17 protein-coding genes and 3 tRNA genes are annotated in these 26,893 nt (G+C 56.4%); 17 read left to right on the top strand and 3 right to left on the bottom strand.

From position 1 onward, the window contains the following. Positions 1–33 precede the first annotated feature (33 nt). The 5 genes from gltB to eno all read left to right on the top strand — a co-directional run bounded on the left by gltB (position 34) and on the right by eno (position 10,786). Entirely contained in the window at positions 34–4,476 is a 4,443-nt protein-coding gene (gene gltB / locus HZS52_RS00375; RefSeq protein ID WP_190373957.1) for a glutamate synthase large subunit, read from the top strand. A gap of 36 nt (positions 4,477–4,512) precedes the next feature. After that, positions 4,513–5,931 carry an FAD-dependent oxidoreductase gene (locus HZS52_RS00370; RefSeq protein ID WP_009286775.1) on the top strand — a complete coding sequence of 473 codons (1,419 nt, stop codon included), beginning with the start codon at positions 4,513–4,515 and terminating at the stop codon, positions 5,929–5,931. A gap of 967 nt (positions 5,932–6,898) precedes the next feature. Further along, positions 6,899–8,554: a CTP synthase gene (locus tag HZS52_RS00365; RefSeq protein ID WP_022519971.1), complete on the top strand. Its 1,656-nt coding sequence runs from the start codon at positions 6,899–6,901 to the stop codon at positions 8,552–8,554. Positions 8,555–8,566: 12 nt separating this feature from the next. After that, positions 8,567–9,430: a 3-deoxy-8-phosphooctulonate synthase gene (gene kdsA, locus HZS52_RS00360; RefSeq protein ID WP_022519970.1), complete on the top strand. Its 864-nt coding sequence runs from the start codon at positions 8,567–8,569 to the stop codon at positions 9,428–9,430. A gap of 66 nt (positions 9,431–9,496) precedes the next feature. Then, positions 9,497–10,786, top strand: coding sequence for a phosphopyruvate hydratase (eno, locus tag HZS52_RS00355; protein ID WP_009286778.1), 1,290 nt, complete (start codon positions 9,497–9,499; stop codon positions 10,784–10,786). A gap of 565 nt (positions 10,787–11,351) precedes the next feature. On the opposite strand, the gene fdxA is transcribed toward eno, so the two are convergent. Beyond that, on the bottom strand, positions 11,352–11,675 hold the full coding sequence (gene fdxA, locus HZS52_RS00350) for a ferredoxin FdxA (RefSeq protein WP_007111508.1): 324 nt from the start codon (positions 11,673–11,675) through the stop codon (positions 11,352–11,354). Positions 11,676–11,995: 320 nt separating this feature from the next. After that, positions 11,996–14,557 (bottom strand): DNA mismatch repair protein MutS, encoded by a 2,562-nt coding sequence (gene mutS, locus HZS52_RS00345; protein ID WP_027957360.1) that lies wholly within the window; start codon positions 14,555–14,557, stop codon positions 11,996–11,998. Positions 14,558–14,640: 83 nt separating this feature from the next. Here mutS and HZS52_RS00340 point away from each other — a divergent pair, with 83 nt between their 5' ends. The 9 genes from HZS52_RS00340 to HZS52_RS00300 all read left to right on the top strand — a co-directional run bounded on the left by HZS52_RS00340 (position 14,641) and on the right by HZS52_RS00300 (position 22,022). Next, on the top strand, positions 14,641–15,180 hold the full coding sequence (locus tag HZS52_RS00340) for a CinA family protein (RefSeq protein WP_035538996.1): 540 nt from the start codon (positions 14,641–14,643) through the stop codon (positions 15,178–15,180). A gap of 129 nt (positions 15,181–15,309) precedes the next feature. Next, positions 15,310–16,383, top strand: a complete 1,074-nt coding sequence (gene recA / locus HZS52_RS00335) for a recombinase RecA (RefSeq protein ID WP_009286780.1) — start codon at positions 15,310–15,312, stop codon at positions 16,381–16,383. A 39-nt stretch (positions 16,384–16,422) separates the two neighbouring features. After that, on the top strand, positions 16,423–16,887 hold the full coding sequence (locus HZS52_RS00330) for a regulatory protein RecX (RefSeq protein WP_022519966.1): 465 nt from the start codon (positions 16,423–16,425) through the stop codon (positions 16,885–16,887). A 214-nt stretch (positions 16,888–17,101) separates the two neighbouring features. Further along, positions 17,102–19,711, top strand: a complete 2,610-nt coding sequence (alaS, locus tag HZS52_RS00325) for an alanine--tRNA ligase (protein ID WP_190373956.1) — start codon at positions 17,102–17,104, stop codon at positions 19,709–19,711. Positions 19,712–19,810: 99 nt separating this feature from the next. Beyond that, complete coding sequence (locus tag HZS52_RS00320) at positions 19,811–21,061, top strand: aspartate kinase (protein WP_009286781.1); 1,251 nt, start codon at positions 19,811–19,813, stop codon at positions 21,059–21,061. A gap of 194 nt (positions 21,062–21,255) precedes the next feature. Next, the gene (csrA, locus tag HZS52_RS00315) at positions 21,256–21,444 is read left to right on the top strand and encodes a carbon storage regulator CsrA (protein ID WP_007111501.1); all 189 of its coding nucleotides are present in this window, start codon (positions 21,256–21,258) and stop codon (positions 21,442–21,444) included. A 133-nt stretch (positions 21,445–21,577) separates the two neighbouring features. Then, positions 21,578–21,670, top strand: a tRNA-Ser gene (locus HZS52_RS00310). Between the two features lie 56 nt (positions 21,671–21,726). Then, positions 21,727–21,803: transfer RNA gene (locus HZS52_RS00305), tRNA-Arg, on the top strand. A gap of 142 nt (positions 21,804–21,945) precedes the next feature. Continuing rightward, a tRNA-Arg gene (locus HZS52_RS00300) sits at positions 21,946–22,022 on the top strand. A 173-nt stretch (positions 22,023–22,195) separates the two neighbouring features. Here the strand turns inward: HZS52_RS00300 and HZS52_RS00295 are convergent. Beyond that, positions 22,196–23,191, bottom strand: a complete 996-nt coding sequence (locus HZS52_RS00295; protein WP_223828023.1) for a tRNA dihydrouridine synthase — start codon at positions 23,189–23,191, stop codon at positions 22,196–22,198. Positions 23,192–23,350: 159 nt separating this feature from the next. On the opposite strand from HZS52_RS00295, the gene HZS52_RS00290 reads away from it, so the two are divergent. The 3 genes from HZS52_RS00290 (at position 23,351) to HZS52_RS00280 (ending at position 26,847) form a co-directional block, all read left to right on the top strand. Then, positions 23,351–23,608 (top strand): OadG family protein, encoded by a 258-nt coding sequence (locus HZS52_RS00290; RefSeq protein WP_022519963.1) that lies wholly within the window; start codon positions 23,351–23,353, stop codon positions 23,606–23,608. Positions 23,609–23,699: 91 nt separating this feature from the next. Then, on the top strand, positions 23,700–25,514 hold the full coding sequence (gene oadA / locus HZS52_RS00285; RefSeq protein ID WP_022519962.1) for a sodium-extruding oxaloacetate decarboxylase subunit alpha: 1,815 nt from the start codon (positions 23,700–23,702) through the stop codon (positions 25,512–25,514). A 10-nt stretch (positions 25,515–25,524) separates the two neighbouring features. After that, positions 25,525–26,847 (top strand): sodium ion-translocating decarboxylase subunit beta, encoded by a 1,323-nt coding sequence (locus tag HZS52_RS00280; RefSeq protein ID WP_022519961.1) that lies wholly within the window; start codon positions 25,525–25,527, stop codon positions 26,845–26,847. The last annotated feature ends 46 nt before the right edge of the window (positions 26,848–26,893 follow it).

Raw genomic sequence — 26,893 nt, 5'->3', positions numbered from 1 at the left:
TAAAAAAATACGCTGACTAGTAGAGGCACGCCCATGAATAGAGGTCTTCACCAGCCTGGCGAGTTTCGCGATAACTGTGGTTTTGGCCTGATTGCCCATATGGAAGGCCAGGCTAGCCACGATTTGCTGAAAACTGCCATTGAATCCCTGACCTGCATGACCCACCGGGGTGGTATCGCTGCCGACGGCAAAACCGGCGATGGCTGTGGTTTGCTGTTGAAAATGCCCACCCCGTTTATGCAGGCGCTGGCCAAAGAGGCGTTTGATGCTGAGCTGGGCGAACGCTTTGCCGTGGGTGTGGTGTTTCTACCCAACGATGATGCCCGTGAAGCGCGTGCTCGCGACACTCTGGCGGGTGAGCTGGAAGCGCGTGGTCTTAACGTGTTGGGCTGGCGCGATGTGCCCACTGACTCTAGCGTTTGCGGCCCCATGGCGCTGGACTGCCTGCCACGTATTCGCCAGCTGTTTGTGCAGCCAGGCCAGGGTGAACACTTCGATGTTGACCTGTTTATGGCCCGCCGCCGCGCCGAGCAGGCGCTACGCGACGAAGAGGACTTCTACGTCGCCTCGCTCTCTTCAGAAGTGGTCTCCTATAAAGGCCTGGTGATGCCGGAAGACCTACCGGCGTTTTATCAGGACTTGAATGACCCGCGCCTGGAAACCGCCATCTGCGTTTTCCACCAGCGCTTCTCGACCAATACCGCTCCGCGCTGGCCGTTGGCACAACCGTTCCGTCTATTGGCCCATAACGGCGAGATCAACACCATTGAGGCCAACCGCGGCTGGGCGAACTCGCGTAAAGCCAACTTCGTTAACGAGCGTCTGCCGGATATCACCGAGCTGGACGAGATCGTTAACACCACCGGCTCCGACTCCTCCAGTATGGACAACATGCTGGAAGTGTTGCTGACCGGCGGTATGGAGCTGCACCGCGCGGTACGCATGATGGTGCCGCCGGCGTGGCAGAACGTCGAAACCATGGACGCCGAGCTGCGCGCCTTCTACGAATATAACTCCATGCACATGGAGCCGTGGGACGGCCCGGCGGGCGTAGTGATGACCGACGGCCGGCAAGCGGTATGTATGCTTGACCGTAACGGCCTGCGTCCGGCGCGCTGGGTAATGACCAAGAATGGCTACATTACCCTGGCCTCTGAAATTGGCACCTACGGCTATAAGCCGGAAGACGTGGTCGCTAAAGGCCGCGTTGGCCCTGGTCAAATGCTCGCCGTGGATACCGAAACCGGCGAAGTGCTGCACACCACTGATATCGATGAGCGGCTGAAATCTGCCTACCCCTATAAGCGTTGGCTTAAGCAGGAGGCGAACTATTTAGAGTCGGCACTGACCGAGCTTGCGCGTTTCCAAACCATGGATGCCGATTCGCTCAACGTTCAGCAGAAGTTGTTCCAGGTTAGCTTCGAAGAGCGTGACCAGGTGCTGCGCCCGCTGGCAGAGAGTGGCCAGGAAGCCGTTGGCTCCATGGGCGACGATACGCCCATGGCGGTGCTGTCGAGCCGTCCGCGCCTGCTAACTGACTTCTTCCGTCAGAAGTTTGCCCAGGTCACCAACCCGCCCATCGACCCGCTGCGCGAAGCGATCGTGATGTCGCTGGAAACCTGCTGTGGCGCTGAGCTTAACGTCTTTAAAGCGACGCCTGAGCACGCGCACCGCTTGATCTTGACCACGCCGGTACTGTCCCCACGCAAGTTTACCGCTTTGGTTAGCCAGGACGATCCAGCGTTTGCCAGCTATACACTGTCGTTGGGTTACGACCCCGAACAGCAGAGCTTGCATCAAGCGCTTAAAGCTTTATGTGAGGAGGCAGAAGCTCAAGTCCGCGCCGGGAAAGTCATTCTGGTACTCACCGATGCGGAGCTGACGAAAGGGCTGATTCCCATTCAGGCCGCCCTGGCCGTGGGTGCCGTGCACTCTCACTTAGGCCGGTTGGCGCTGCGCCCCAACGCCAACATCGTGGTAGAAACCGGCTACGCTCGCGACGCCCACCAAATGGCGGTGCTGTTTGGCGTGGGCGCTACGGCGGTTTATCCGTGGCTCGCTTATCAGGTCATGGCGGATATGCACCGCACGGGCGAGCTGACCGGCAACCCGGCTGACGGTCGTGAGAACTACCGTAAAGGGCTGCAGAAAGGCCTGTTCAAGATCCTGTCTAAAATGGGTATCTCGACGCTGGCTTCCTACCGCGGCTCGATGCTGTTTGAAGCCGTGGGCTTGGCAGATGAAGTAATGGATCTCTGCTTTGTCGGTATGGCGTCGCGCATTCAGGGCGCCGGTTTTGCCGAGCTGCAGATGCAGCAAGCGCTGCTGGCGAAAGATGCCTGGATTCCCCGTAAAGGCATCTCCCAAGGCGGCATGTTCAAGTATGTCCACGGCCACGAGTACCACGCCTACAACCCCGATGTGGTGATGTCGCTACAGGCGGCGGTTCAGGAAGGCAGCTATACCAAGTGGAAAAAGTTTGCTCAATTGGTGAACGAGCGGCCTGTGGCCACTATTCGTGACTTGCTCAAGCTCAAGCCTGCGGAAACACCGATTGCGCTGGAAGACGTAGAGCCGGTTGAAGATTTACTGCCGCGCTTTGATAGCGCCGGTATGTCACTGGGGGCGCTATCGCCGGAAGCCCACGAAGCGCTGGCCCAGGCCATGAACGAAGCCGGCGGGCGTTCCAACTCCGGTGAGGGCGGTGAAGATCCAGCCCGCTACGGCACCATTCGCAGCTCCAAGATCAAGCAGATTGCCTCTGGCCGCTTTGGTGTAACCCCGGCGTATCTGGTCAATGCAGAAGTACTGCAGATCAAGGTCGCCCAAGGCGCCAAGCCCGGTGAGGGCGGTCAGTTACCCGGCGGCAAGGTAAACCAGCTGATTGCTCGGCTGCGCTACGCAGTCCCCGGCGTCACGCTGATTTCGCCGCCGCCGCACCACGATATTTACTCTATCGAGGATTTGGCCCAGCTGATTTTTGACCTTAAGCAGGTCAATCCGGATGCCCAGGTGTCGGTGAAACTGGTTTCCGAGCCAGGGATCGGCACGATCGCCACCGGTGTGGCCAAGGCCTACGCGGATTTGATTACCGTATCAGGCTACGATGGCGGTACAGCGGCGAGCCCGCTGACCTCGATCAAGCACGCCGGTTCACCCTGGGAATTGGGGCTGCCGGAAGTGCACCAGGCGCTGCGTATCAATGGCCTGCGTGACAAGATTCGCCTGCAGACCGATGGCGGACTGAAAACCGGCCTGGATGTGGTCAAAGCGGCGATTCTCGGCGCCGAGAGTTTCGGTTTCGGTACCGCGCCCATGGTGGCGTTAGGCTGTAAATACCTGCGTATCTGTCACCTCAACAACTGTGCCACTGGGGTCGCGACTCAGGATGACTTCCTGCGCGGCGAGCACTTCCGCGGCACCGTGGATATGGTCAAGAACTACTTCCGCTTTATCGCCGAAGAAGTGCGTGAGCTGATGGCTATGCTCGGTGTGTGCAAGCTCACTGATTTGATCGGGCGTACCGACCTTCTGGAAGTACTTGAAGGCGATACGGCTTCCCAGCGTAAGCTCGATCTAACGCCGCTGCTGGCCAATGATTTTGTACCCAAAGATGCGCCGCAGTTCTGCAGGGTTAGCCGTAACGTGCCCCACGATCCGGGCGCTAAAAACCAGGAAGTGCTGGCGGCGCTGAAAGATGCTATCGAAAGCCAGTCGGGCGGTGAATTCCACTTCACCATCACCAACTGTGACCGCAGCGTGGGTGCACTCACCTCTGGTGCCATTGCCAAACGCTACGGTGAAGAGGGATTGGAAGCGGCGCCGGTCACGGCCAATTTCGTCGGCGTGGCGGGGCAGAGCTTCGGGGTATGGAATGCTCGGGGTCTGAATCTTTTCCTGGAAGGCGACGCCAACGACTACGTCGGCAAGGGCATGAACGGCGGCAGTATCGTGATTGTACCGCCCAAAGTCAGCCAGTTTGAGAGTCATAAAACGGCCATTATCGGCAACACCTGCCTGTATGGTGCCACTGGCGGGACACTATTCGCCGCCGGTACCGCGGGCGAGCGCTTTGCGGTGCGTAACTCTGGCGCTTCAGCGGTGATCGAGGGCGCAGGTGACCACTGTTGCGAATATATGACCGGCGGTTTGGTCTGCGTGCTCGGTGAGACCGGGGTCAACTTCGGTGCGGGCATGACCGGTGGGTTTGCCTATGTGTTGGATGAAGAGCGCACCTTCGTGGATAAGTACAACCACGAACTGGTCGAAATTCACCGCGTTAACACAGAGGCCATGGAGGCGTATCGTCGTCACCTGCGTGAAATGATCGAAGCCTATGTGGCCGCGACGGGTTCCGCGCGTGGGGCGGCTATTCTGGAAGACTTCAGCGACTATGCGCGCCACTTCTGGCTGGTTAAGCCAAAAGCAGCCAGCTTGGGTAGTTTGCTGGATCAGTCTCGGCGTCAGCCGCAATAACCCGCTTATGCCCCTCACGCTGACAGGAGAGAGATCATGGCTAACCGTTTGAATAACGATTTTCAGTTTGTCGATGTGGGTCGTCAGGATCCACAGAAGAAAGATGCCCGCGCCCGTGCCAAAGAGTTTGCGGAAATTTACGAGCCGTATAAACCTACCGATGCGGCCAGCCAGGCGCATCGCTGCCTGCACTGCGGTAACCCGTACTGTGAGTGGAAGTGCCCGGTGCACAACTATATTCCCAACTGGCTACAGCTGGTGGTGGAAGGCAACATTATTGAAGCCGCTGAGCTGTCGCACAAAACCAACTCGCTGCCCGAAGTATGTGGTCGCGTGTGCCCCCAGGATCGTCTGTGCGAAGGCGACTGCACGCTGAATGACGGCTTTGGTGCGGTCACCATCGGCTCGGTGGAGAAGTACATCACCGATACGGCGTTTGCCATGGGCTGGCGCCCGGATATGTCCCACGTTACCTGGACGGATAAAAAAGTCGCCATCATTGGCGCAGGCCCTGCGGGCCTGGGCTGTGCGGATATTTTGGCCCGTAACGGCGTCAAGCCGGTGGTGTTCGACAAGTACCCGGAAATCGGTGGCCTGCTGACCTTTGGTATTCCCGAGTTCAAGCTGGAAAAGAGCGTGATGGAGCGCCGCCGGGCAGTCTTTGAAGAGATGGGCGTCGAGTTCCGCCTGAATACCGAAATCGGTACCGATATTGAGTTTGAGACCTTGATGCAGGAGTACGACGCGGTCTTCCTGGGTATGGGGACTTATAAATACATGGAAGGCGGCTTCCCTGGCGAAGATCTGCCGGGCGTGTACAAGGCCCTCGATTTCCTGATTGCCAACGTTAATCGCTGCCTGGGCTTTGAAAAAGATCCTAACGACTATATCTCCATGGAAGGCAAGCGTGTGGTAGTGCTGGGCGGCGGTGATACGGCGATGGACTGTAACCGTACCTCGATTCGTCAAAACGCTACCAGCGTGACCTGTGCGTACCGTCGTGACGAAGGCAACATGCCGGGGTCGCGCCGTGAAGTCTCCAATGCTCGTGAAGAGGGCGTTGAGTTTCTGTTCAACCGTCAGCCGGTGGCGGTCGTCGGTGAAGAGAAGGTCGAAGGCGTGAAAGTTGTGCGCACACGCTTGGGTGAGCCGGATGAAAACGGCCGTCAGCGCCCTGAAGTGGTGCCCGGTTCTGAAGAGATCATTGCGGCGGATGCTGTGGTTATCGCTTTTGGCTTCCAGGCAAGCCCTGCACCGTGGTTCGATAGCGCCAATATTCAGGTCGACGAGCGCGATCGCGTCACCGCGCCGGAGCACGGCCAGTACGCCTTCCAAACCAGCAACGAAAAAATCTTTGCCGGTGGCGATATGGTGCGCGGTTCTGATTTGGTGGTCACGGCGATTTACGAAGGTCGCCAGGCTGCAGAAGGTATTCTGGATTACCTGGGCGTGTGAAAGAAGTGCCTTTATAGGCTTAATGTCATCGCGAGCGAAGCGTGGCGATCTGGGTTAGATTGCCGCGTCGCTGCGCTCCTCGCAATGACAGGGCGCGATGCTTTAGCTAAATGTCATCGCGAGCGAAGCGTGGCGATCTGGGTTAGATTGCCGCGTCGCTGTGCTCCTCGCAATGACAGGGCGCGATGCTTCACAATTTACAGCGCGTATTTAGCTTCATGTCATCGCGAGCGAAGCGTGGCGATCTGGGTTAGATTGCCGCGTCGCTGTGCTCCTCGCAATGACAGGGCGCGATGCTTCACAATTTACAGCGCGTATGTAGCTTCATGTCATCGCGAGCGAAGCGTGGCGATCTGGGTTAGATTGCCGCGTCGCTGTGCTCCTCGCAATGACAGGGCGCGATGCTTCACAATTTACAGCGCGTATTTAGCTTCATGTCATCGCGAGCGAAGCGTGGCGGTCTGGGTTAGATTGCCGTGTCGCTGCGCTCCTCGCAATGACAGGGCGCGATGCTTCACAATTTACAGTGCGTATTTAGCTTCATGTCATCGCGAGCGAAGCGTGGCGATCTGGGTTAGATTGCCGCGTCGCTGTGCTCCTCGCAATGACAGGGCGCGATGCTTCACAATTTACAGCGCGTATTTAGCTTCATGTCATCGCGAGCGAAGCGTGGCGATCTGGGTTAGATTGCCGCGTCGCTGTGCTCCTCGCAATGACAGGGCGCGATGCTTCACAATTTACAGCGCGTATTTAGCTTCATGTCATCGCGAGCGAAGCGTGGCGATCTGGGTTAGATTGCCGCGTCGCTGCGCTCCTCTCAATGACAAGATGCGATGCTTCAGAATGACAGCGCGTACTTTAAGCAGTGCAGTTCAAATTGAGCCTTAGGTCGTAATCTGCTAGTCTGTCGACCCATCCTGGCGTGGCTTTCTGCCGTGCCTTCTGATCACGTTTCGACAGGTTATCCATGACACGATATATCTTCGTGACCGGCGGCGTTGTGTCCTCTCTTGGCAAGGGCATCGCCTCCGCCTCGCTTGCGGCGATTTTAGAGGCCCGCGGCCTTAAGGTCACCATGCTCAAGCTCGACCCGTACATCAACGTGGATCCGGGCACCATGAGCCCCTTCCAGCACGGTGAGGTGTTCGTCACAGAAGATGGCGCCGAAACCGATCTTGATCTCGGGCATTACGAGCGCTTTATTCGCACCAAAATGACCCAGCGCAACAACTTTACGACCGGTCGTGTCTACGAGCACGTGCTGCGTAAAGAGCGTCGGGGCGACTATCTCGGTGGCACCGTCCAGGTCATTCCGCATATCACCGACGAGATTAAAGAGCGCGTTTACGCGGGCGGTGAAGGTTTTGATGTGGCGCTGGTAGAGATCGGCGGCACGGTTGGTGATATCGAATCACTGCCTTTCCTGGAGTCGATCCGCCAAATTCGTAGTGAGCAGGGCGCCAACCGCGCGCTGTTTATGCACCTGACCCTGGTGCCCTACATCAAAACGGCCGGTGAGACCAAAACCAAACCGACCCAGCACAGTGTTAAAGAACTGCGTTCCATCGGTATCCAGCCGGATATTCTGATTTGCCGCAGCGAAGTTGAACTGGAAGAGAGCGAGCGCCGCAAAATCGCCCTGTTCACCAACGTCGAAGAGCGTGCCGTGGTACCGCTGCAGGATGCCGATACGATCTATCGCATTCCGCTGATGCTCCATGAACACGGTCTGGACGAGATCGTTTGCGATAAGCTGCGCCTGGAAGCCCCGGAAGCAGATTTATCCGAGTGGGTGAAGGTACTTGATGCCAAGCTCAACCCGCTCAAATCCGTCAGTATTGCCATGGTCGGTAAATACATGGAGCTGCTGGATGCCTACAAGTCGCTCAACGAAGCGCTGATTCACGCTGGCATCCAGGGTCGCATTAAGGTCAACGTCGACTATATTGACTCCGAAGACATCGAGCGTCATGGCACCGAGCGCTTGGCGGGTAAAGACGCTATTCTGGTGCCCGGCGGCTTCGGCGAGCGCGGCGTAGAAGGCAAGATTATGACCGCTCAATTCGCCCGCGAAAACAACGTGCCATATCTGGGTATTTGCCTGGGTATGCAGGTGGCGGTGATTGAGTTTGCCCGTAATGTGGCAGGCTGGAACGATGCCAACTCTACCGAGTTCACCCACGACACCCAGCACCCGGTAGTAGGTTTGATCACCGAGTGGCTAAGCCCAGAAGGCAAAGTCGAGCTGCGCGATGCAGCGTCTGATTTAGGCGGCACCATGCGCTTAGGTGGCCAGGTATGCCATTTGGCATCGGGAACCAAAGCACGCGAAGCCTACGGCTCGGATGAGATTGTCGAGCGCCACCGTCACCGCTTCGAGGTCAATAACCAGTTTATCGATGAGCTTGAAAAGGCGGGCTTGGTTATCTCAGGCAAGAGCGTCGACCAATCGCTGGTTGAAGTCATCGAGCTGGCTGACCACCCTTGGTACGTAGCCTGCCAGTTCCACCCGGAGTTCACTTCTACTCCCCGTGATGGTCACCCGCTGTTCTCTGGCTTTGTGAACGCCGCCTTGGATTACAAAACAGCGCGCAGTCGCGCCCACGCGAACTCGCAGGAATAAGAGGGCAGAAGCATGGCTTCTCAAGACCGATCTCAAGAGCGTCATATTAACGTTGCCGGCTTAACCGCCGGTAACTCCTTGCCGCTTATGCTGCTGGGTGGCATGAACGTACTGGAGTCGGCCGATCTTGCCGACGAAGTCGCTCAAGCCTACGTCACGGTGACCCAGAAGCTGGGTATGCCCTACGTTTTTAAGGCCAGCTTTGACAAAGCCAATCGCAGTTCGATTCACTCCTACCGCGGCCCAGGTATCGAGAAAGGGCTGCAGATACTGGCCGATATCAAAGCTCGCCACAACGTGCCGATCATCACTGACGTTCACGAGCCTTGGCAGGCGCAAGCAGCCGCTGAAGTCGCTGACATTATCCAACTGCCGGCCTTTTTGGCTCGCCAAACTGATTTGGTGGTCGCCATGGCCAAAACCGGCGCGGTCATCAATATCAAAAAGCCGCAGTTTTTGGCGCCCCATGAAATGCGTCATATCCTCAGCAAGTTCCAGGAAGCGGGTAACGACCAGTTGATGCTCTGCGAGCGCGGCTCAAGCTTTGGTTACAACAATCTGATTGTTGATATGCTGGGCTTTGGTGATATGAAGCAAACCGGCTACCCGGTATTTTTCGATGTGACCCACGCGCTGCAGCGCCCCGGTGGGCGTGCCGATAGTGCTGATGGGCGCCGTGCCCAGGTGGCTGAGTTAGCGCGTGCAGGCGTGGCTGTCGGCCTTGCCGGGCTGTTTTTGGAAGCCCACCCTGACCCAGACAACGCCAAATGCGATGGTCCCTGTGCATTGCCGCTGGATCAATTAGAGCCGTTCTTGACTCAGCTTGCCCAGTTGGATGCGCTGGTTAAAGGGTTTGAGCCGCTAACGATTCGCTAAGCTGTATTTAGCTAATCAGGTCGTTATATTAATAATTTTATCTGACTAACAGGAAAGGATACTGCCATGACCAAAATTGTTGCTATCAGTGCGTTGGAAGTGCTGGATTCCCGTGGTAACCCGACCGTGCAGGCGCACGTACGCCTTGCCAGTGGTGCTGTCGGTGAAGCCTGTGCCCCCAGTGGTGCTTCAACCGGCTCCCGGGAAGCGTTAGAGCTGCGCGACGGCGATAAGTCGCGCTACCTGGGCAAAGGTGTGCTGAAAGCAGTCGATGCGGTCAATGGCAAAATTCGTGATGCGCTGATGGGTATGGATGCGCGTGATCAGCGCGGCTTAGACGATGCCATGCTGGCGCTGGACGGCACTGAGAACAAAGCGAATCTGGGGGCGAATGCCATCCTAGCCGTTTCTCTGGCGGCGGCTAAAGCAGCTGCTAACGCCAAAGGCGTGCCGCTCTACGCCCACATTGCCGAGCTCTACGGCCAACCTGGCCAGTACAGCATGCCGGTACCGATGATGAACATCATCAACGGCGGCGAGCACGCGGATAACAACGTCGATATTCAGGAATTTATGGTGCAGCCAGTGGGCGCGCCTAACTTCCGCGAAGGGCTGCGCATGGGCGCGGAAATTTTCCACGCGCTGAAGAAAGTGCTCTCCGCGAAGGGGCTCTCTACATCCGTCGGTGACGAGGGCGGCTTTGCGCCTAACCTGGCGTCTAACGCTGATGCGCTAGCGGTGATTAAACAAGCCGTTGCCGATGCTGGCTATGAGCTGGGTAAAGACGTCACTCTGGCGCTGGATTGTGCTTCGTCTGAGTTTTACAAAGACGGTCAGTACAACCTTTCCGGTGAAGGCAAAAGCTACGACGCCCAAGGCTTTACCGATTACCTGGCAGGCCTGTGTGCCGACTACCCAATTGTGTCTATCGAAGACGGCATGGATGAATCAGATTGGGCGGGTTGGAAAGCGCTGACCGACAAGCTGGGCGATAAAGTGCAACTGGTGGGCGATGATCTATTCGTGACCAATACCAAGATTCTCAAGCGCGGTATCGATGAGCAGATCGGTAACTCCATCCTGATCAAGTTCAACCAGATCGGTTCGCTCTCTGAGACGCTGGACGCGATTAAGATGGCGCAGGATGCTGGCTTTACGGCGGTTATTTCTCACCGCTCCGGTGAAACCGAAGATACCACCATTGCCGATTTGGCGGTGGGTACCTGTGCCGGTCAGATTAAAACGGGCTCACTTTGCCGCTCTGATCGGGTTGCCAAGTACAACCGTTTGCTGGTGATTGAAGCAGAGCTGGGTGATGTGACCTACCCAGGTTTGAAAGCCATTAAAGGGCAGTAAAATGCCAATATCGAGCGAATTTTTAGAGGTGCTTGTAAGAGATGTCTCAAAATTTTGTAAGAGATATCTTACAAATACCGACGAGAATCGCTCAGTTTAGGGTAAGAAATAGCTTACTTTGCCACTAATTAAAATATAAGTAATTGTTTAATAAGTGGTTTTTTAAAAAGGGCGAGTCGCAGCGGCTCGCCCTTTTGTATTTTGGCTTTGTTGAGAAGCGGCCATGATCTGACACAATATACACAGGACAAGGGGAGGCAAGGACGCTTCAGTCAGGATGCAGCGGGATGTAGGTCAGATGCGCCGGGTGATACAGTGAGGTGAGCCCTGGCAAGGACGTCATCTGAGGAGGTTGATCCAGGGAGTGGTCAGAGGAAGTGCTTGGAGCGGGCGGCCTACGGGTCGCCTTTTTTTGCCCGCAATTTGGCAGCACATTTTTGACGATACACTTTTGAAAACACAAAAAAACCAGCGCTGTTTTTAACAACCAGCGCTGGTTTAAAGAGAATTTTTAAAGAGAGCTTTTAAAAAGAGCTATGTGCTGATTTTTAAACCGTCACAGCGTTTAGCGCTCTAGTTTCTCAAGCTTGCCGGGCTTGCCATCCCACTCTTCGGCGTCCGGCAGCGGGTCTTTTCTTTCGGCGATGTTGGGCCATACTTCGGCCATCTCAGCGTTAATCTCGATAAAGGCCTCCTGTCCATCCGGCAGCTCATCCTCGGAGAATATCGCCTCGGCGGGGCACTCGGGCTCACACAGCGCGCAGTCGATACACTCGTCAGGATGAATGACCAGGAAGTTCGGGCCCTCGTAAAAACAGTCGACCGGGCAGACTTCCACACAGTCGGTGTATTTGCACTGGATGCAGTTCTCGGTAACGACAAACGTCATCTTGCTATCCCTCTTGCAGGGCCGGGTAACTCCCAGCCATGGTCAATCGTGAATGGTTATAAATCAGCCGTTTTTTATAAGCTAAAAGTTTGAACGACATTCTAGAGGTGCGCATACCTGGCGGCAAGCGCCATATGATCCCAGTTGGTAGCAATGCCAGTACAGGTTTCCGCGAAGACGCTACTTTCGACATCTGACCGCCATGGATGGCGGAAATGCCGGAATAGTCGGGAACATTTTCCGGCCCTGTCGAAAGACCCTCGCTTCAACCTGCCCTGGCACCTGAATCTAACTTATCGCCTTTCATGCTATAAGCACCATTAGATCAGGTCTCGCCACTGATACAATAGTGATAGCGCTTCCCGCGGTGTTAAACCATCCATATCGACGTTTTCCAACGCCTCGACCACCGGATGCGGTGCAGCGGCGAACAGATCGTTTTGCTGCGGTGCGGTTCGCGGCGCCTGCGCTGTGTTATCCACATCGCGCTGCTCCAAACTTATCAGCTTCTCGCGGGCACGTTTAATCACATGGTTGGGCACGCCCGCTAATTGCGCCACCTGCAAACCATAGCTCTGGCTGGCCGGGCCCGCTTCGATGCGGTGCATAAACACAATGCTGTCGCCATGCTCGGTCGCCGTTAGGTGGATATTGGCCACCCCTTCCATATGCTCAGGCAGCGCCGTCATTTCAAAGTAGTGGGTCGCAAACAGCGTTAGCGCGCGTCCTTTTGCCAGATGTTCAGCGCTTGCCCAGGCGAGCGACAGACCGTCAAAGGTACTGGTGCCGCGGCCAATTTCATCCATCAGGATCAAGCTTTGCTGGGTGGCATTGTGGAGAATGTTGGCGGTTTCAGTCATCTCGACCATAAAGGTAGAGCGCCCGCCGGCCAAGTCATCCGATGAGCCAATGCGGGTGAATATTCGATCCAGCGGGCCGATCTCGGCGGCATCGGCGGGCACAAAACTGCCGCAGTGAGCGAGAAGGGCGATGAGCGCCGTCTGACGCATATAGGTCGATTTACCGCCCATGTTGGGGCCGGTAATAATCAGCATGTGCTGGTCAGGATTGAGCGTCACGTCGTTGGGCACAAAGGGTGTCTCGCTCACCTGCTCGACCACCGGATGTCGTCCCGCGTCAATTTGAATCCCGGTGGTTTCGCTGAGTGTTGGACGCACCCAGTTCAGCGCCTCGGCGCGCTCGGCAAAGGCGCACAGTACGTCCAGTTCCGCCAAGGCTTGCGAGGTGCTCTGCAGCGCGTGAAGGCTTGCGTTGAGATCGCCAAGCAGGCGATCGTAGAGCCATTTTTCACGCGTCAACGCGCGAGATTTAGCGGAGAGTGCCTTATCCTCAAACTCTTTGAGCTCGGGGATAATGAACCGCTCGGCATTTTTAAGTGTCTGGCGGCGAATATAGTCGGCGGGCGCCTGCTGGGCTTGTGAACGCGGTAGTTCGATAAAGTAGCCGTGCACCCGGTTGTAGCCCACTTTGAGATTGGCTAGCCCCGTGCGCTCGCGCTCGCGAAGCTCGAGCTGAATAAGATAGTCGCCCGCGTTTTCGGCCATGCCACGGTGCTCATCCAGCTCTGAATCAAAGCCATCGGCAATCACCCCGCCATCGCGGATCACCACCGGCGGATTTTCTACCAGCGCCCGGCTGAGCATATCGGCCATTTCTGGGTAGGGGCGAATATGCGGGCGCAGGTTATCCAGCGCACTGCCGCTCTCAACCTCGCTAAGCTGTTGCTCCAGTTCCGGAAGCGTTACCAGTGCATCCCGCAGCCGTGCCAAATCGCGCGGGCGGGCGCTATACAGCGCCACCCGGGCCAGAATGCGCTCCACGTCGCCCACCGCGCTCAACGTCTCGCGCAGCGGCATATAGGCGGCATCCAGGCTTAGCAGCGCCACACCCGCATGACGGGCCTGGACAATCTCGCGTTGACGCAGTGGCCGATTAAGCCAGCGTTTGAGTAGCCGTGAACCCATGGCGGTGGTACAGGTATCCAGCACGCTGGCCAGGGTGTTGTCGCTGCTGCCGCCCAGGTTGATATCAATTTCCAGATTACGGCGGCTGGCAGCGTCGATCACCACCGCGTCGTCGCGGTTCTCAACGCTGATGGCGGTCACGTGGGGCAGGCGCGAGCGCTGAGTGTCCCGGGCATAATCGATCAATACCCCGGCAGCAATTAGCGCAGAGGTTAAGTGCGCACAGCCAAAGCCACGTAAATCCTGCACTTCGAACTGGTCGCAGAGGCTACGGGTAGCGCTTTCCAAATCAAACAGCCACTCGCCCTGGCGGCGCAGGCTGCGTTTCTGCGACCAGGCCTCGGGTAGCGTTAAGCTTTCGGGTACCAGCAGCTCGGCCGGGGAGAGACGCGTCAGCTCGGCGAGCATTTCGGCTTCGCTGTCTACTTCCAGTACGTTGAAGCGACCACTGGAGAGCTCCAGCCAGGCAAGGCCCCAGCTCTCTTTTCCGGGAGAAACGGACACCAGGACGTTGTCGCGGCGGGCATCGAGCAGCGCTTCATCGTGGAGTGTGCCAGGGGTGACGATACGCACCACTTGGCGCTCAACGGGCCCTTTGCTGGTCGCGGGGTCGCCAATTTGCTCACAAATAGCGACCGACTCGCCGCCAGCGACGAGGCGGGCCAGATAGCCCTCAGCGCTGTGATAGGGGACGCCCGCCATCGGGATAGGCTTGCCGCCTGACTGCCCACGCTGGGTAAGGGTAATATCCAGCAGTGCGGCGGCGCGCTTGGCGTCGTCGAAAAACAGTTCATAAAAATCCCCCATGCGGTAGAACAGCAGTACCTCGGGGTGCTCGCGCTTGATCTTTAAATATTGCGTGATCATGGGCGTGTTAGGGGGAATGGCCTGTGACATGGGCGTCCTGATTGAGCAATTTCTTTGAGAAAGCTAAACGCAGTATTCTACGCTGAATAGACGACTCACTTGAAGGAGCGACCATAGTGCCCAGCGAAACTAGCCTGAAAAATCTTGATTTAACCCTGTTAGCTCAGCGGCTGGGGCGGCTGTGTAAGCAGTTGAATGTGGAAGTGACCGCCGCTGAGTCATGTACGGGGGGAGGCATTGCCAGCGCCATTACCGAGGTGGCGGGTAGCTCTGCTTACTTTACGACGGGCTATGTGACCTATGCGAATGCTGCTAAAACGCGCTTATTGGGGGTGCCTGAGACCACGCTGGCCGAGCACGGTGCTGTCAGCAAGGAGGTCGTCAAAGCCATGGTGCTGGGCGCCTGTAATGAAAGTGGCGCGGGCTTAGCTGTTGCCGTTAGCGGTGTTGCAGGCCCAGAGGGGGGGAGCGCTGAAAAGCCGGTGGGTACGGTTTGGTTGGCCTGGGGAGATGCTGCTGCCCAGGAAGCTGAATGCTTTCACTTTCCAGGTGACCGTCAGTCGGTGCGAGAGCAGGCCGTGCGTCAGGCCTTGGTTGGGCTGGTGGCGCGCCTGAATGAGCGCGAGAAGGCGAGCAAGACGAACCAGCCGTAAGAAAAAGGCGCATATGCAAAAAGGCTGTTGATAAAATAGATGAGAGAAAGCGCGATCAAGGATTTGTTTACGGCGCAATCTTTGGCATACTACTGGCTAATTATACAGCTTGTTATGAGGAATCTCTGAATGGCTCAGGATGACAACCGCACTAAAGCGCTAAACGCTGCACTCACCCAAATCGACCGTCAGTTCGGCAAGGGCACCGTCATGCGTCTAGGCGACGCACCGCGTGTCGTCATGCCGTCGGTTTCCACCGGTTCATTGGGTCTGGATATCGCCCTCGGCATCGGCGGGCTGCCGTTTGGCCGTGTGTGCGAAATCTTTGGCCCGGAATCGTCGGGTAAAACGACCCTGACCCTTTCGGTGATTGCTCAGGCGCAAAAACAGGGCAAAGTGTGTGCCTTCGTCGATGCCGAGCATGCGCTTGACCCCAGCTACGCAGAAAAGCTAGGTGTCAACCTGGATGATCTACTGATTTCCCAGCCGGACACCGGTGAGCAGGCGCTGGAAATTACCGACATGCTGGTACGCTCTGGCGGTGTTGACGTGATTGTTATCGACTCGGTCGCTGCGTTGACCCCGCGCGCTGAAATCGAAGGCGAAATGGGTGATTCCCACGTTGGCCTACAGGCGCGTTTGATGTCTCAGGCACTGCGTAAAATCACCGGTAATATCAAAAACGCCAATTGCTTGGTGATCTTCATCAACCAGATCCGCATGAAGATCGGCGTCATGTTTGGTAGCCCCGAAACCACCACTGGTGGTAACGCGCTGAAGTTCTATGCCAGCGTGCGTCTGGATATTCGTCGTACCGGCTCGGTGAAAGTGGGTGATGAAGTCACCGGTAACGAAACCCGCGTGAAAGTAGTCAAAAACAAGGTGGCACCGCCATTTCGTCAGGCTGAATTCCAGATTCTTTACGGCAAGGGTATCTACCACGCCGGTGAGGTCATCGACCTGGGCGTGCAGTGCAACCTAGTCGACAAAGCCGGTGCCTGGTACAGCTATAAAGGTAAGAAAATCGGTCAAGGTAAAGCCAATTCAGCGCTGTATCTGGAAGAGCACCCGGAAATTATGCTCGAAATCGAAACGCAGATTCGTGAGCAGCTCTTGGCCAAGCCCGATCCTAAAAAGGAGAAGGAAGATGCGCCTGCCGAAGCAGCGGCAGAATTGGATGCGGGTGATGACGATCTGCTGTAAGACGATACTCACTAAGCTAATGCTAGCTAAGATAAGCTGATGGCATTCACCTCCCAGCGTGATGCTACGCCCCGTGATATCGCCATTGGTTTACTGGCTCGGCGCGAATACTCCCGCGCCGAGCTTGCTCAGCGTCTGAAGAAAAAGTCTTTCGACGATGCCGCTATTGATGAGTGCCTGGACGCCTTGGTTGAACAAGGGCTGCAGTCTGACGCGCGCTTTGCGGCCAGTTTCGTGCGCTCGCGCATACTGCGTGGCCAAGGCGTGATTCGTATTAAAGGCGAGTTGCGCCAGCGCGGCATAGACCAGGAAACCCTTGCCACCGCTTTTGAAGAAGTGGAGGGGGGCGAGCAGGTCGACTGGTTTGAGCTGGCCCGGGAAACCCTGGCGCGGCGTTTTGATAGCCCCGGTGAGACCCCCAAAGAGCGCGCTAGGCGTGAACGTTTTCTCGCTAGTCGCGGCTTCGATTTTGAACAAATTCGCTACGCGCTCTCCTGTCTGTAATACGTTTTCCCCAGCCTATACAATACCCCCTCTTACATTTCTAGTAGCGCTCTAATACGCTTGTTCATCCAGTTGTTTACGTGGCTGTTTGCCTTTCTGCCACTAAGTGCGGCTTTAGTCGTTTGACAACTGCGCTATAATGGCTGCTTTGCGACCCCTGAGGGTAGCGGCAACAGCGCCCTGGGACATCACGCTTTCTTGTTACGGATACCCTATGAAAAGCGCAGAGATTAGACAGGCCTTTCTCACCTTCTTCGAAGAGCAGGGGCATACGATTGTACCCACCAGCTCATTAGTGCCGGGCAACGACCCGACGCTGCTGTTTACCAATGCCGGTATGGTGCCGTTTAAAGATGTGTTTCTAGGCCGCGATCCGCGCCCTTACGTGCGCGCCACCTCTGCGCAGCGCTGCGTTCGCGCGGGCGGTAAGCATAATGATTTAGACAACGTCGGCTATACCGCACGCCACCACACCTTCTTTGAGATGCTGGGTAACTTCAGCTTTGGCGACTACTTCAAGCGCGACGCCATTCGCTTTGCCTGGGTGTTTTTAACCGAAACGCTGGGACTCCCCAAAGACAAGCTGTGGGTAACGGTACACATCAGCGATGACGAAGCTGAGCGCATCTGGAAAGATGAGATTGGCATCGACCCTGAGCGCTTCTCCAAGCTGGATGAAGATAACTTCTGGCAGATGGGCGACACCGGCCCCTGCGGCCCCAGTTCGGAAATCTTCTTTGATCACGGCCCAGAGGTTTGGGGGGGGCCGCCGGGCAGCCCGGAAGAGGATGGCGATCGCTATATCGAAATCTGGAACCTGGTGTTCATGCAGTTTGATCGCGATGCCCAGGGCACGCTCAACCCGCTGCCCAAGCCCTCCATCGATACCGGTATGGGGCTGGAGCGTGTCGCCGCTGTCATGCAGGGCGTCCACTCCAACTATGAGATCGACCTGTTCCAGAACCTGCTGCAAGCCGCTGCGAAAGCGACCGGGCACCCTGATACCACTACGCCTTCGTTGCGCGTAATTGCCGACCATATCCGTTCCTGTGCCTTCCTGATTGCTGATGGCGTGCTGCCTTCCAACGAAGGGCGCGGCTATGTCCTGCGTCGGATCATTCGCCGTGCAATTCGTCACGGCCACAAGCTGGGCGCGGTTGAGCCGTTCTTCCACAAGCTGGTGGAGGCGCTGGATGCGGAGATGGGCGATGCCTATCCGGAACTGCGTGAAGCGAGCGATCAAATTGCCCGTGTACTGCTGAAAGAAGAAGAGCAGTTCGCACGCACCCTGGATCACGGTATGGGGCTCTTGAATGCGGCACTGGCCGAGTTGGATGGCAAGGTGCTGCCGGGTGAGACGGTGTTTAAGCTTTATGACACCTACGGCTTTCCCTTCGACCTTACCGCCGACGTCTGTCGTGAGCGTGGCGTTAGCCTGGACGAAGATGGCTTTCAGCAGGCGTTAGAGGCCCAGCGTGAACGCGCACGGGCGGCCAGCCAATTTGGCGCCGACTACAGTGCCTCCATCGAGTTGGAGGGCGAAACTGCCTTCACCGGCTACGACCGTTTGGAAGATCAGGCCAAGGTAACCGCGCTGGTCGACAGCGAGGGCAATCCACTGGCAGCGCTGGAAGCGGGGCAGAAGGGGGTCGTGGTACTAGACCGCACGCCGTTTTACGGCGAGTCAGGCGGCCAGGTGGGCGATACCGGCTACCTGTATGTCGACGGTGGCCGTTTCCAGGTCACTGATACCCAAAAGCAGAGCGGTCATCATCTTCACCAGGGCATGATGGTAGAAGGCTCGCTAAGCGTTGGCGCAAGCGTGCGTGGTGAAGTGGATGCCAGCCTGCGCACAGCCACCATTCGCAATCACTCAGCCACCCACCTGCTGCATAAAGCGCTGCGCATGGTGCTGGGTGATCACGTACAGCAGAAAGGCTCGCTGGTGAACGCCGAGCGCCTGCGCTTCGACTTTAGCCACTTCGAGCCGATGACCGCCGAGCAACTGGCGGAAGTCGAACGGCTGGTCAACGAACAGATTCTGGCTAATGTGCCGACCAAGATCGAGCAGATGAGCCTGGATCAAGCCAAGGCCAAGGGCGCAGCAGCGCTGTTTGAGGCCAAATACGCCGAGAACGTGCGCGTGCTGACCATTGGGGCCGATGACTTCTCGATCGAGTTATGCGGTGGTACCCACGTGGCACGCAGCGGTGATATTGGCTGCTGCCATGTGATGAGCGAAGTGGGCATTGCTTCTGGCGTGCGCCGCATCGAAGCGATCACCGGCGAAAATGCGCTGGCCCACTTTCGCGAGCAGGAAGCCCGCCTCGAGCGCTTGGGTGAGCGCTTGAAGACCAAGCCTGAACAGGTCGAAGCGCGGGTAGAATCACTGGTTGAGCGCAACCGTAGCCTGGAAAAAGAGCTTGAGCAGCTCAAGGCCAAACTAGCCAGTGCAGCGGGTAGCGATATGCTCAGCCAGGTGCAGGAGGTCAATGGCGTGAAGCTGCTGGCGACGCAGCTGGATGGCGTATCAGGCAAAGATTTACGCGGCATCCTTGACCAGCTTAAGAACAAGCTAAGCTCTGGAGTGATTATCCTCGGCGTTGCCGACCAGGCGGCGGGCAAAGTGAGTTTGATCGCTGGGGTCACCCAGGATCTGACCGGCCGAGTGAAAGCCGGCGAGCTGGTGAACCATGTTGCCTCCCAGGTAGGAGGGAAGGGCGGTGGCCGCCCCGACATGGCCCAAGCGGGAGGTAGTCAACCCGACGCCCTGCCGGATGCGTTGAAGAGCGTACCAGCATGGTTGGAAAACGTTCTTAGCTAAACCTCTGGGCCGGTGGCATTATTGTCACCGGCCTTATTATTTATTTAAAACTTGTGACACTTTCACCCTCCATTCCCGAACGCATAGGAAAAACGGCATATGGCACTATACGTACAGAAGTTCGGCGGCACTTCGGTGGGCTCTGTCGAGCGTATCAAGGCCGTAGCGGAAAAGGTTAAGGGCTTCCGCGATCAAGGCCATCAGGTAGTGGTCGTGGTCTCCGCCATGAGTGGCGAAACCAACCGCCTGACGGACATGGCACAGGCGCTTAACGACGATCCCGCACCGCGCGAGATGGATATGCTGCTGTCGACCGGCGAGCAGGTAACTATTTCACTGCTCGCTATGGCGCTGCAGCAAATCGGTGTGCCAGCCACTTCGCACACAGGCGCCCAGGTAGGTATTCATACCGATAGTGCCTATACCAAGGCGCGTATCCAGCGCATTGAAACCGAAGACCTCAAGGCCGATCTGGACGCTGGTCAGGTAGTGGTTGTGGCCGGGTTCCAAGGGGTCGATGAAGACGGCAATATCACCACCCTGGGCCGTGGTGGTTCTGACACCACAGGGGTGGCGCTAGCCGCCGCGCTAGGCGCCGATGAGTGCCAGATTTACACCGATGTTGACGGGGTATACACCACCGATCCCCGCGTCTGCTCCAAAGCCCAGCGCTTAACGAGCATTACCGTGGAAGAGATGCTGGAACTGGCCAGTCTCGGCTCTAAAGTGCTGCAGATCCGCGCGGTAGAGTTTGCCGGAAAGTACAACGTACCCCTGCGGGTGCTGTCGAGCTTTGAAGACGGCCCCGGTACCCTAATTGTTGCAGAAGCCGACCAAGACGAGGACGCTATGGAAGAACCACTGATCTCCGGTATCGCTTTCACCAAAAATGAAGCAAAATTAACCCTGCTGAATACACCGGACGTGCCGGGTGTGGCGTCACGCATTCTAGGCCCCATTGCCGATGCCAATATCGAAGTGGACATGATCGTGCAGAACGTGGCGCCGGCCGGAGACTATACCGACTTTACCTTTACGGTTGCTAAGGGCGATTACAAAGCCACTAAGAAGCTGCTTGAAGAGACGGTGATTCCTGATTTGGGCGGCGGTGAGCTGCGTGGCGACGACAATATTGCTAAGGTCTCTTTAGTGGGTGTCGGTATGCGTTCTCACGCCGGTGTGGCGTCGAAAATGTTCCGTGTGCTAGCCGACGAAAACGTCAATATCCGTATGGTCTCCACCTCTGAGATTAAAATCTCGGTCGTGATTGATGAGAAGCATATGGAGCTTGCTGTTAATGCATTACACAAAGCTTTTGGTTTAGATAAGGCAGATATCGAATCTGAATAACATTAATACCTTAAACCTTCTACGCTGAAGGGGTACTTACTGCCGTGTGGTGGTGAGCTTTCTTTCAACGGGAGGTATAAGGTGTCATGGAGCCGGAGTCATTGGTGACAGGGAACACTATGTCGCATAATGGCATGGTGTTGCCTCCGGCTGACATATCCCGTTGCATAAAACGTCTGAAAAGGAGATCAGCCATGCTCATCCTAACTCGCCGTGTTGGCGAAACGCTGATGATCGGTGATGAAATCACCGTCACCGTGCTAGGTGTGAAAGGCAATCAAGTACGTATCGGCGTAAATGCGCCTAAAGATGTGGCAGTTCACCGTGAAGAGATTTACCAGCGTATTCAGCGTGAACGAAACAGTGAAAATGAAGTGGAATAAGCCTTGCGAGCTCGCATGATGAAACGATGCTTAAAGCGTAAGCTTATATGTAAGATATGGCCGGTGCGAAAAAAATCCGTAGAAGACTAGACACAAGAAGACTAAATCGGTAATATTCGCGCCGTGCCGTTGAGGAGAGGTGGCCGAGTGGCTGAAGGCGCTCCCCTGCTAAGGGAGTATAGGGTTTATAGCCCTATCGAGGGTTCGAATCCCTCTCTCTCCGCCAATCGCATGGCCAGTAAGTGCTTTTACTTTGTTAAAAAGTGCATGGTCACAAGGTATGCGCCCGTAGCTCAGCTGGATAGAGTACCTGACTACGAATCAGGGGGTCGGAGGTTCGAATCCTCCCGGGCGCGCCACCTTTTTATGCTGACTGCATTTATGGTTAATCGTATTTGAGATTAGCTGTATTTAAAGTTAGTTGTACCAGAGGCTAATTGCATTAATCAGTATTTGTAATAGTCTTGGTCGCAGTAAAAGTAAACGTTAGTAAAACGTTACGCGCCCGTAGCTCAGCTGGATAGAGTACCTGACTACGAATCAGGGGGTCGGAGGTTCGAATCCTCCCGGGCGCGCCAGATTCCAAAACCCGCTCTCTTATTGAGAGCGGGTTTTCTGTTTCCAGTCTGACCGCCAGTTTCTAGCCTGACCGGAAGTCGCTCGCGCCCCGGTCTTGCGATCGTTTGTAGCGCCCCCGCTTTGCGGTAGGGCGCTTTTTTTTGCCTGTTAAAGGGGTGGTGCGAAAGAAGGGCTAAGCCATTGCAGCTTGCTGTTCGTCGACAACAAGGCTGTCGAGCAGTTGGTCTAACTCGGTGATGCGCTTTACGCGCTGAAAATTCTGTTCAGCTTCACTGCTGCCTTGGCGCATTTGGGCAAGCCACTGCTTTACCAGAGAGACCACGACGCGGTCGGGTAGCTTTTGACGCTGTAGAGCGGCGTATTCTTTGAGCACGTTGGCGCGCATCGCCCAGCTACTCTCAGGTAGCCGCTCGCCGGTTTGCAGCCAGTGGCGAATGCGTGGCGCCAGCCAAGGATCGGCCAGGGCGCTCCGTCCCAGCATCACGTCGCGACACCCTGACAGGGTGCGGGCTTTCCAGTAATCTTCCAGTGTCCAGATATCGCCGTTGGCGACCACGGGGATGCTCACTTGGCGGCGAATTTTGCCGATCCACTCCCAGTGTGCCGGTGGGCGGTAGCCCTCGTCTCGGGTGCGTGCATGAACGACCAGCTGTGCTGCTCCGCCCGCTTCGGTGGCTTGGGCGCAGGCCACCGCTAAACGGCGATTAGCGAAGCCCAGGCGAATCTTGGCGGTTACCGGGATTTCCCCCTCTAAAGCGTCGTGAACGGCTTTAACCGCCTTATAGACGCGATCAGGCTGGCGTAACAGCGAGGCGCCGCCATCGTGCCGGTTAACCAGTTTGGCAGGGCAGCCGAAATTAAGATCGACGCTCACCGCGCCCAGGCTAAGCGCCTGGCGCGCGTTAGCCGCCAGGGCGACTGGGTCAGAGCCCAGTAACTGTAAATGCACGGGAATGCCGCTTGGTGTGGCCACAGGCGGTTGCGCAAGCTCGGGGCAGTGTTTATAAAACACTCTTGGCGGCAGGCGCGCATCGACCACACGTACAAACTCGGTGACCGTCCAGTCGAACCCGGCATGCCGGGTCAGCAGATCACGAGTCAGGGCGTCGATTACCCCTTCCATCGGGGCTAGGCCGATTCTGCCGTTTTGTAGTAAATTAACAACCATGACTTCCACTATCGCGCCATTGCATTCTATTCTGAGTGTGGCAGGTTAGTGCATTCCCCTTACTGCGCCAAGCGCCTTTCACCGTATTGGCGTCATGATGTGCGTAAAAATGGTACTTGAGCTGTGCTTCAAGACACCGGGCTTCAAGGAGATCGCTTTATGCAGGATCTAGAACTATTGCAAGAAGGGCTGGCGTTGATGGCGCTCGGTATGGGCGTAGTGTTTGTTTTTCTTACTGTTTTGGTCATTAGCGTTACGCTGATGTCGAAGCTTGTTGGGCGTTTTCAGCCCGCCCCTGTGGCTGTTAATACGGGCAATAAATCGTCGCCATCTTCGGGTTCCTCTGCGCAAAATGACGAGGTCATGGCGGTGATCAGTGCTGCAGTGCATCGTTATCGCTCAAGCCGGCGTCGTTAACTTTCTCGATTTTTTTCATTTTGGCCCTCTTGTGGCTATTTTTTTGTTATTTTTACTACAAACTTACAACTCTCTACTGTGAGCCATGACAATGAACGAAATAAAACGCCCTCTAGGCATTACTGATGTCGTGCTGCGCGATGCCCATCAATCGCTATTCGCTACACGTATGCGGCTGGACGATATGCTGCCGATCGCCGAAAAACTGGATCGCGTTGGCTATTGGTCGCTGGAAACCTGGGGTGGGGCCACTTATGACGCCTGTATCCGCTATTTGGGCGAAGATCCGTGGGAGCGCATTCGTGCATTAAAAGAGGCTATGCCCAATACACCTCAGGCCATGTTGCTACGTGGTCAGAACCTGCTGGGCTACCGCCACTACGCCGATGACGTTGTCGATAAGTTTGTCGAGCGGGCGAAAACCAACGGCGTTGATGTCTTCCGTGTTTTCGATGCCATGAATGACCCGCGCAATTTAGAGCGCGCCATTCAGGCGGTGCGTAACGTCGAAGGTCACGCCCAGGGCACCATCTCTTACACCGTGAGCCCGGTACATACCCTGGATAGCTGGGTTGATCTCGCCAAAACCATTGCTGGCTTAGGCGCAGATTCATTGGCTATCAAGGATATGGCGGGGCTACTGACGCCCTATACGGCATTCGATCTGGTCACCCGGCTCAAGAAAGAGCTATCGATTCCGGTGCACCTGCACTGCCACGCCACCACCGGCCTCTCTACCTCAACCATTTTGAAGGCAGTGGAAGCAGGCATTGATAACGTCGATACCTCGATTTCGTCCATGTCGATGACCTACGGTCACAGCCCCACCGAGTCAGTGGTGGCAATGCTGAAAGACACCGGCCGCGATACCGGTCTGGATCTTGAGCTGCTGGAAGATATTGCCGGTTACTTCCGCGAAGTACGTAAGAAGTACGCCGCCTTTGAAGGTTCGCTGCGTGGTATTGATTCGCGCATCCTGATTGCTCAGGTGCCCGGCGGCATGCTGACCAACATGGAAGGCCAACTGAAAGAGCAGGGCGCGGGCGATAAGCTGGACGACGTGCTCAGCGAGATTCCCCGCGTGCGCGAAGATCTTGGCTTTATTCCGCTGGTGACACCCACCTCGCAAATCGTCGGCACCCAGGCGGTCATGAACGTGATGATGGGCGAGCGCTACAAGTCGATCTCCAAGGAAGTTCAGGCGCTGCTCAAAGGTGAATATGGTGCTGCCCCAGCACCCTTCAACGCCGAATTGCAAAAGCGCGTCTTGGAAGGCGGCGAGCCGATTACCTGTCGCCCGGCGGATAACCTCTCACCGGAAATGGATAGGCTGGCTGCCGAACTGAAAGAGAAGGCTAGCGCTGAAGGCATTCGCTTGGCCGAAGGCAAGCGCGAAGTAGATGATGTTCTGACCTACGCGCTGTTCCCGCAGATCGGCTTGAAGTTCCTTAAAAACCGCGACAATCCCGACGCCTTTGAACCTGCCCCCCAGGCAACTGACGCAAGTGCTGAAAAGACACCCGCCAAGGTGGAAAGCAAAGCGCCGGTGGCTAGCAGTGGCCCGGAAACCTATACCGTTAAGCTCAACGGTAAAGCCTTCGTGGTGGAAGTGTCTGAAGGTGGTGAACTGGGCGAAGTGCAGGAGCAAACGGCGGCCAGCACTGGCGCCCCCAAAGAGGAAGTGTCTGCACCCACTGGTGAGAGCATTGATGCGCCGCTGGCCGGCAATATCTTCAAGGTTAATGTCCGCCCTGGCGATAAAGTCGCTGAAGGGGATGTGGTGATCATTCTTGAAGCGATGAAAATGGAAACCGAAGTGCGTGCCAGTATCGCAGGCACTGTGTCTAAGGTTAACGTCAGCGAGGGCGACAGCGTAGCCGTAGGCGATGCGCTGATCGAGCTCTAAGGGCCCAGTAATGGATAAATTAGTAACGTTATGGGAAGGCTCTGGGCTATATAACCTTGAGCTTGGCCAAGCCGTCATGATCATGGTGGGGCTACTGCTGCTTTACCTGGCCATTTATAAGAAGTTTGAGCCGCTGCTGCTGGTGCCGATTGGCTTTGGCGGCATTCTGGCCAATATTCCCGAAGCAGGGTTGGCGATTTCAGCGCTAGACCAAGCGATCGAGGTGGCGAAACCCGCAGTGCTACAGCAGATAGCGGCAGCGCTGGGCGCGACGCTGGATCCGTTAGCGAATGCGGAAGCCTGGCGTGAATCGTTAAAAGTGATAGCCCACGATGGCGTCGCACCGGATCAGGTGCGTGCCGCACGTGATATCGCCGTGGGCGTCGGCTATAGCGATGGCATGCTTTACAACTTCTATAAAGTAGCAATTGGTTCAGGTATCGCCCCGCTGATTATCTTTATGGGTGTGGGCGCCATGACCGACTTCGGTCCGCTGCTGGCCAATCCGCGCACGCTGTTTTTAGGTGCGGCCGCTCAGTTTGGCATTTTTGCCACTTTGTTTGGTGCCGTGGCGCTCACCTCGATGGGCATCATGGATTTCTCGCTCAATCAGGCCGCCGCCATTGGTATTATTGGCGGGGCGGATGGCCCGACCTCCATCTACGTCTCCAGCGTGCTGGCGCCGGAGCTGCTGGGTGCTATCGCGGTGGCTGCCTACGCCTATATGGCGTTGGTACCGCTGATACAGCCGCCCATCATGCGTCTGCTGACCACCGATAAAGAGCGTCAAATCAAGATGACCCAGTTGCGGCCGGTCTCCAAGCTGGAAAAAATCATCTTCCCGCTGATGCTGCTGATTCTGGTAGCGCTGTTTCTGCCCGATGCGGCACCGCTACTCGGTATGTTCTGCTTCGGTAATCTGATGCGTGAGTGTGGCGTAGTCGAGCGCTTGTCGGATACCGCGCAAAACGCCTTGATCAATATCGTCACGATTATCCTGGGACTGTCGGTAGGCTCCAAACTGATGGCCGAGAGTTTCCTGGCATTTGAGACGCTGGGGATATTAGGTCTGGGTATTGTCGCCTTTGGTATCGGCACGGCCGCTGGGGTATTGATGGCCAAGCTGATGAACCTGGTGAGCAAAATGCCCATCAACCCATTGATCGGTGCCGCGGGCGTTTCCGCCGTGCCTATGGCAGCGCGGGTGGCGAATAAGGTGGGGCTGGAGTCCAACCCACATAACTTCCTGCTGATGCATGCCATGGGCCCCAACGTGGCGGGTGTTATTGGGTCGGCAGTCGCGGCCGGGGTAATGATTAAATACCTGGGTTAACTAGTCCTCTGCCATCAACGACATAGGGGTGTCATTGCGAACGCAG

Source organism: Vreelandella titanicae (assembly GCF_014697095.1).
Lineage (GTDB): Bacteria > Pseudomonadota > Gammaproteobacteria > Pseudomonadales > Halomonadaceae > Vreelandella > Vreelandella titanicae.
The sequence above is the reverse complement of the archived record's forward strand: the minus strand, read 5'-3'. Positions and strand labels throughout refer to the sequence as shown.

What these genes read in the sequence shown, in the direction of transcription:
- gltB (WP_190373957.1), top strand. Translation starts at nt 34, where the DNA reads ATGAATAGAGGTCTTCACCAGCCTGGCGAGTTTCGCGATAACTGTGGT.
- HZS52_RS00370 (WP_009286775.1), top strand. Translation starts at nt 4,513, where the DNA reads ATGGCTAACCGTTTGAATAACGATTTTCAGTTTGTCGATGTGGGTCGT.
- HZS52_RS00365 (WP_022519971.1), top strand. Translation starts at nt 6,899, where the DNA reads ATGACACGATATATCTTCGTGACCGGCGGCGTTGTGTCCTCTCTTGGC.
- kdsA (WP_022519970.1), top strand. Translation starts at nt 8,567, where the DNA reads ATGGCTTCTCAAGACCGATCTCAAGAGCGTCATATTAACGTTGCCGGC.
- eno (WP_009286778.1), top strand. Translation starts at nt 9,497, where the DNA reads ATGACCAAAATTGTTGCTATCAGTGCGTTGGAAGTGCTGGATTCCCGT.
- fdxA (WP_007111508.1), bottom strand. Translation starts at nt 11,675, where the DNA reads ATGACGTTTGTCGTTACCGAGAACTGCATCCAGTGCAAATACACCGAC.
- mutS (WP_027957360.1), bottom strand. Translation starts at nt 14,557, where the DNA reads ATGTCACAGGCCATTCCCCCTAACACGCCCATGATCACGCAATATTTA.
- recA (WP_009286780.1), top strand. Translation starts at nt 15,310, where the DNA reads ATGGCTCAGGATGACAACCGCACTAAAGCGCTAAACGCTGCACTCACC.
- HZS52_RS00330 (WP_022519966.1), top strand. Translation starts at nt 16,423, where the DNA reads ATGGCATTCACCTCCCAGCGTGATGCTACGCCCCGTGATATCGCCATT.
- alaS (WP_190373956.1), top strand. Translation starts at nt 17,102, where the DNA reads ATGAAAAGCGCAGAGATTAGACAGGCCTTTCTCACCTTCTTCGAAGAG.
- HZS52_RS00320 (WP_009286781.1), top strand. Translation starts at nt 19,811, where the DNA reads ATGGCACTATACGTACAGAAGTTCGGCGGCACTTCGGTGGGCTCTGTC.
- csrA (WP_007111501.1), top strand. Translation starts at nt 21,256, where the DNA reads ATGCTCATCCTAACTCGCCGTGTTGGCGAAACGCTGATGATCGGTGAT.
- HZS52_RS00295 (WP_223828023.1), bottom strand. Translation starts at nt 23,191, where the DNA reads ATGGTTGTTAATTTACTACAAAACGGCAGAATCGGCCTAGCCCCGATG.
- HZS52_RS00290 (WP_022519963.1), top strand. Translation starts at nt 23,351, where the DNA reads ATGCAGGATCTAGAACTATTGCAAGAAGGGCTGGCGTTGATGGCGCTC.
- oadA (WP_022519962.1), top strand. Translation starts at nt 23,700, where the DNA reads ATGAACGAAATAAAACGCCCTCTAGGCATTACTGATGTCGTGCTGCGC.
- HZS52_RS00280 (WP_022519961.1), top strand. Translation starts at nt 25,525, where the DNA reads ATGGATAAATTAGTAACGTTATGGGAAGGCTCTGGGCTATATAACCTT.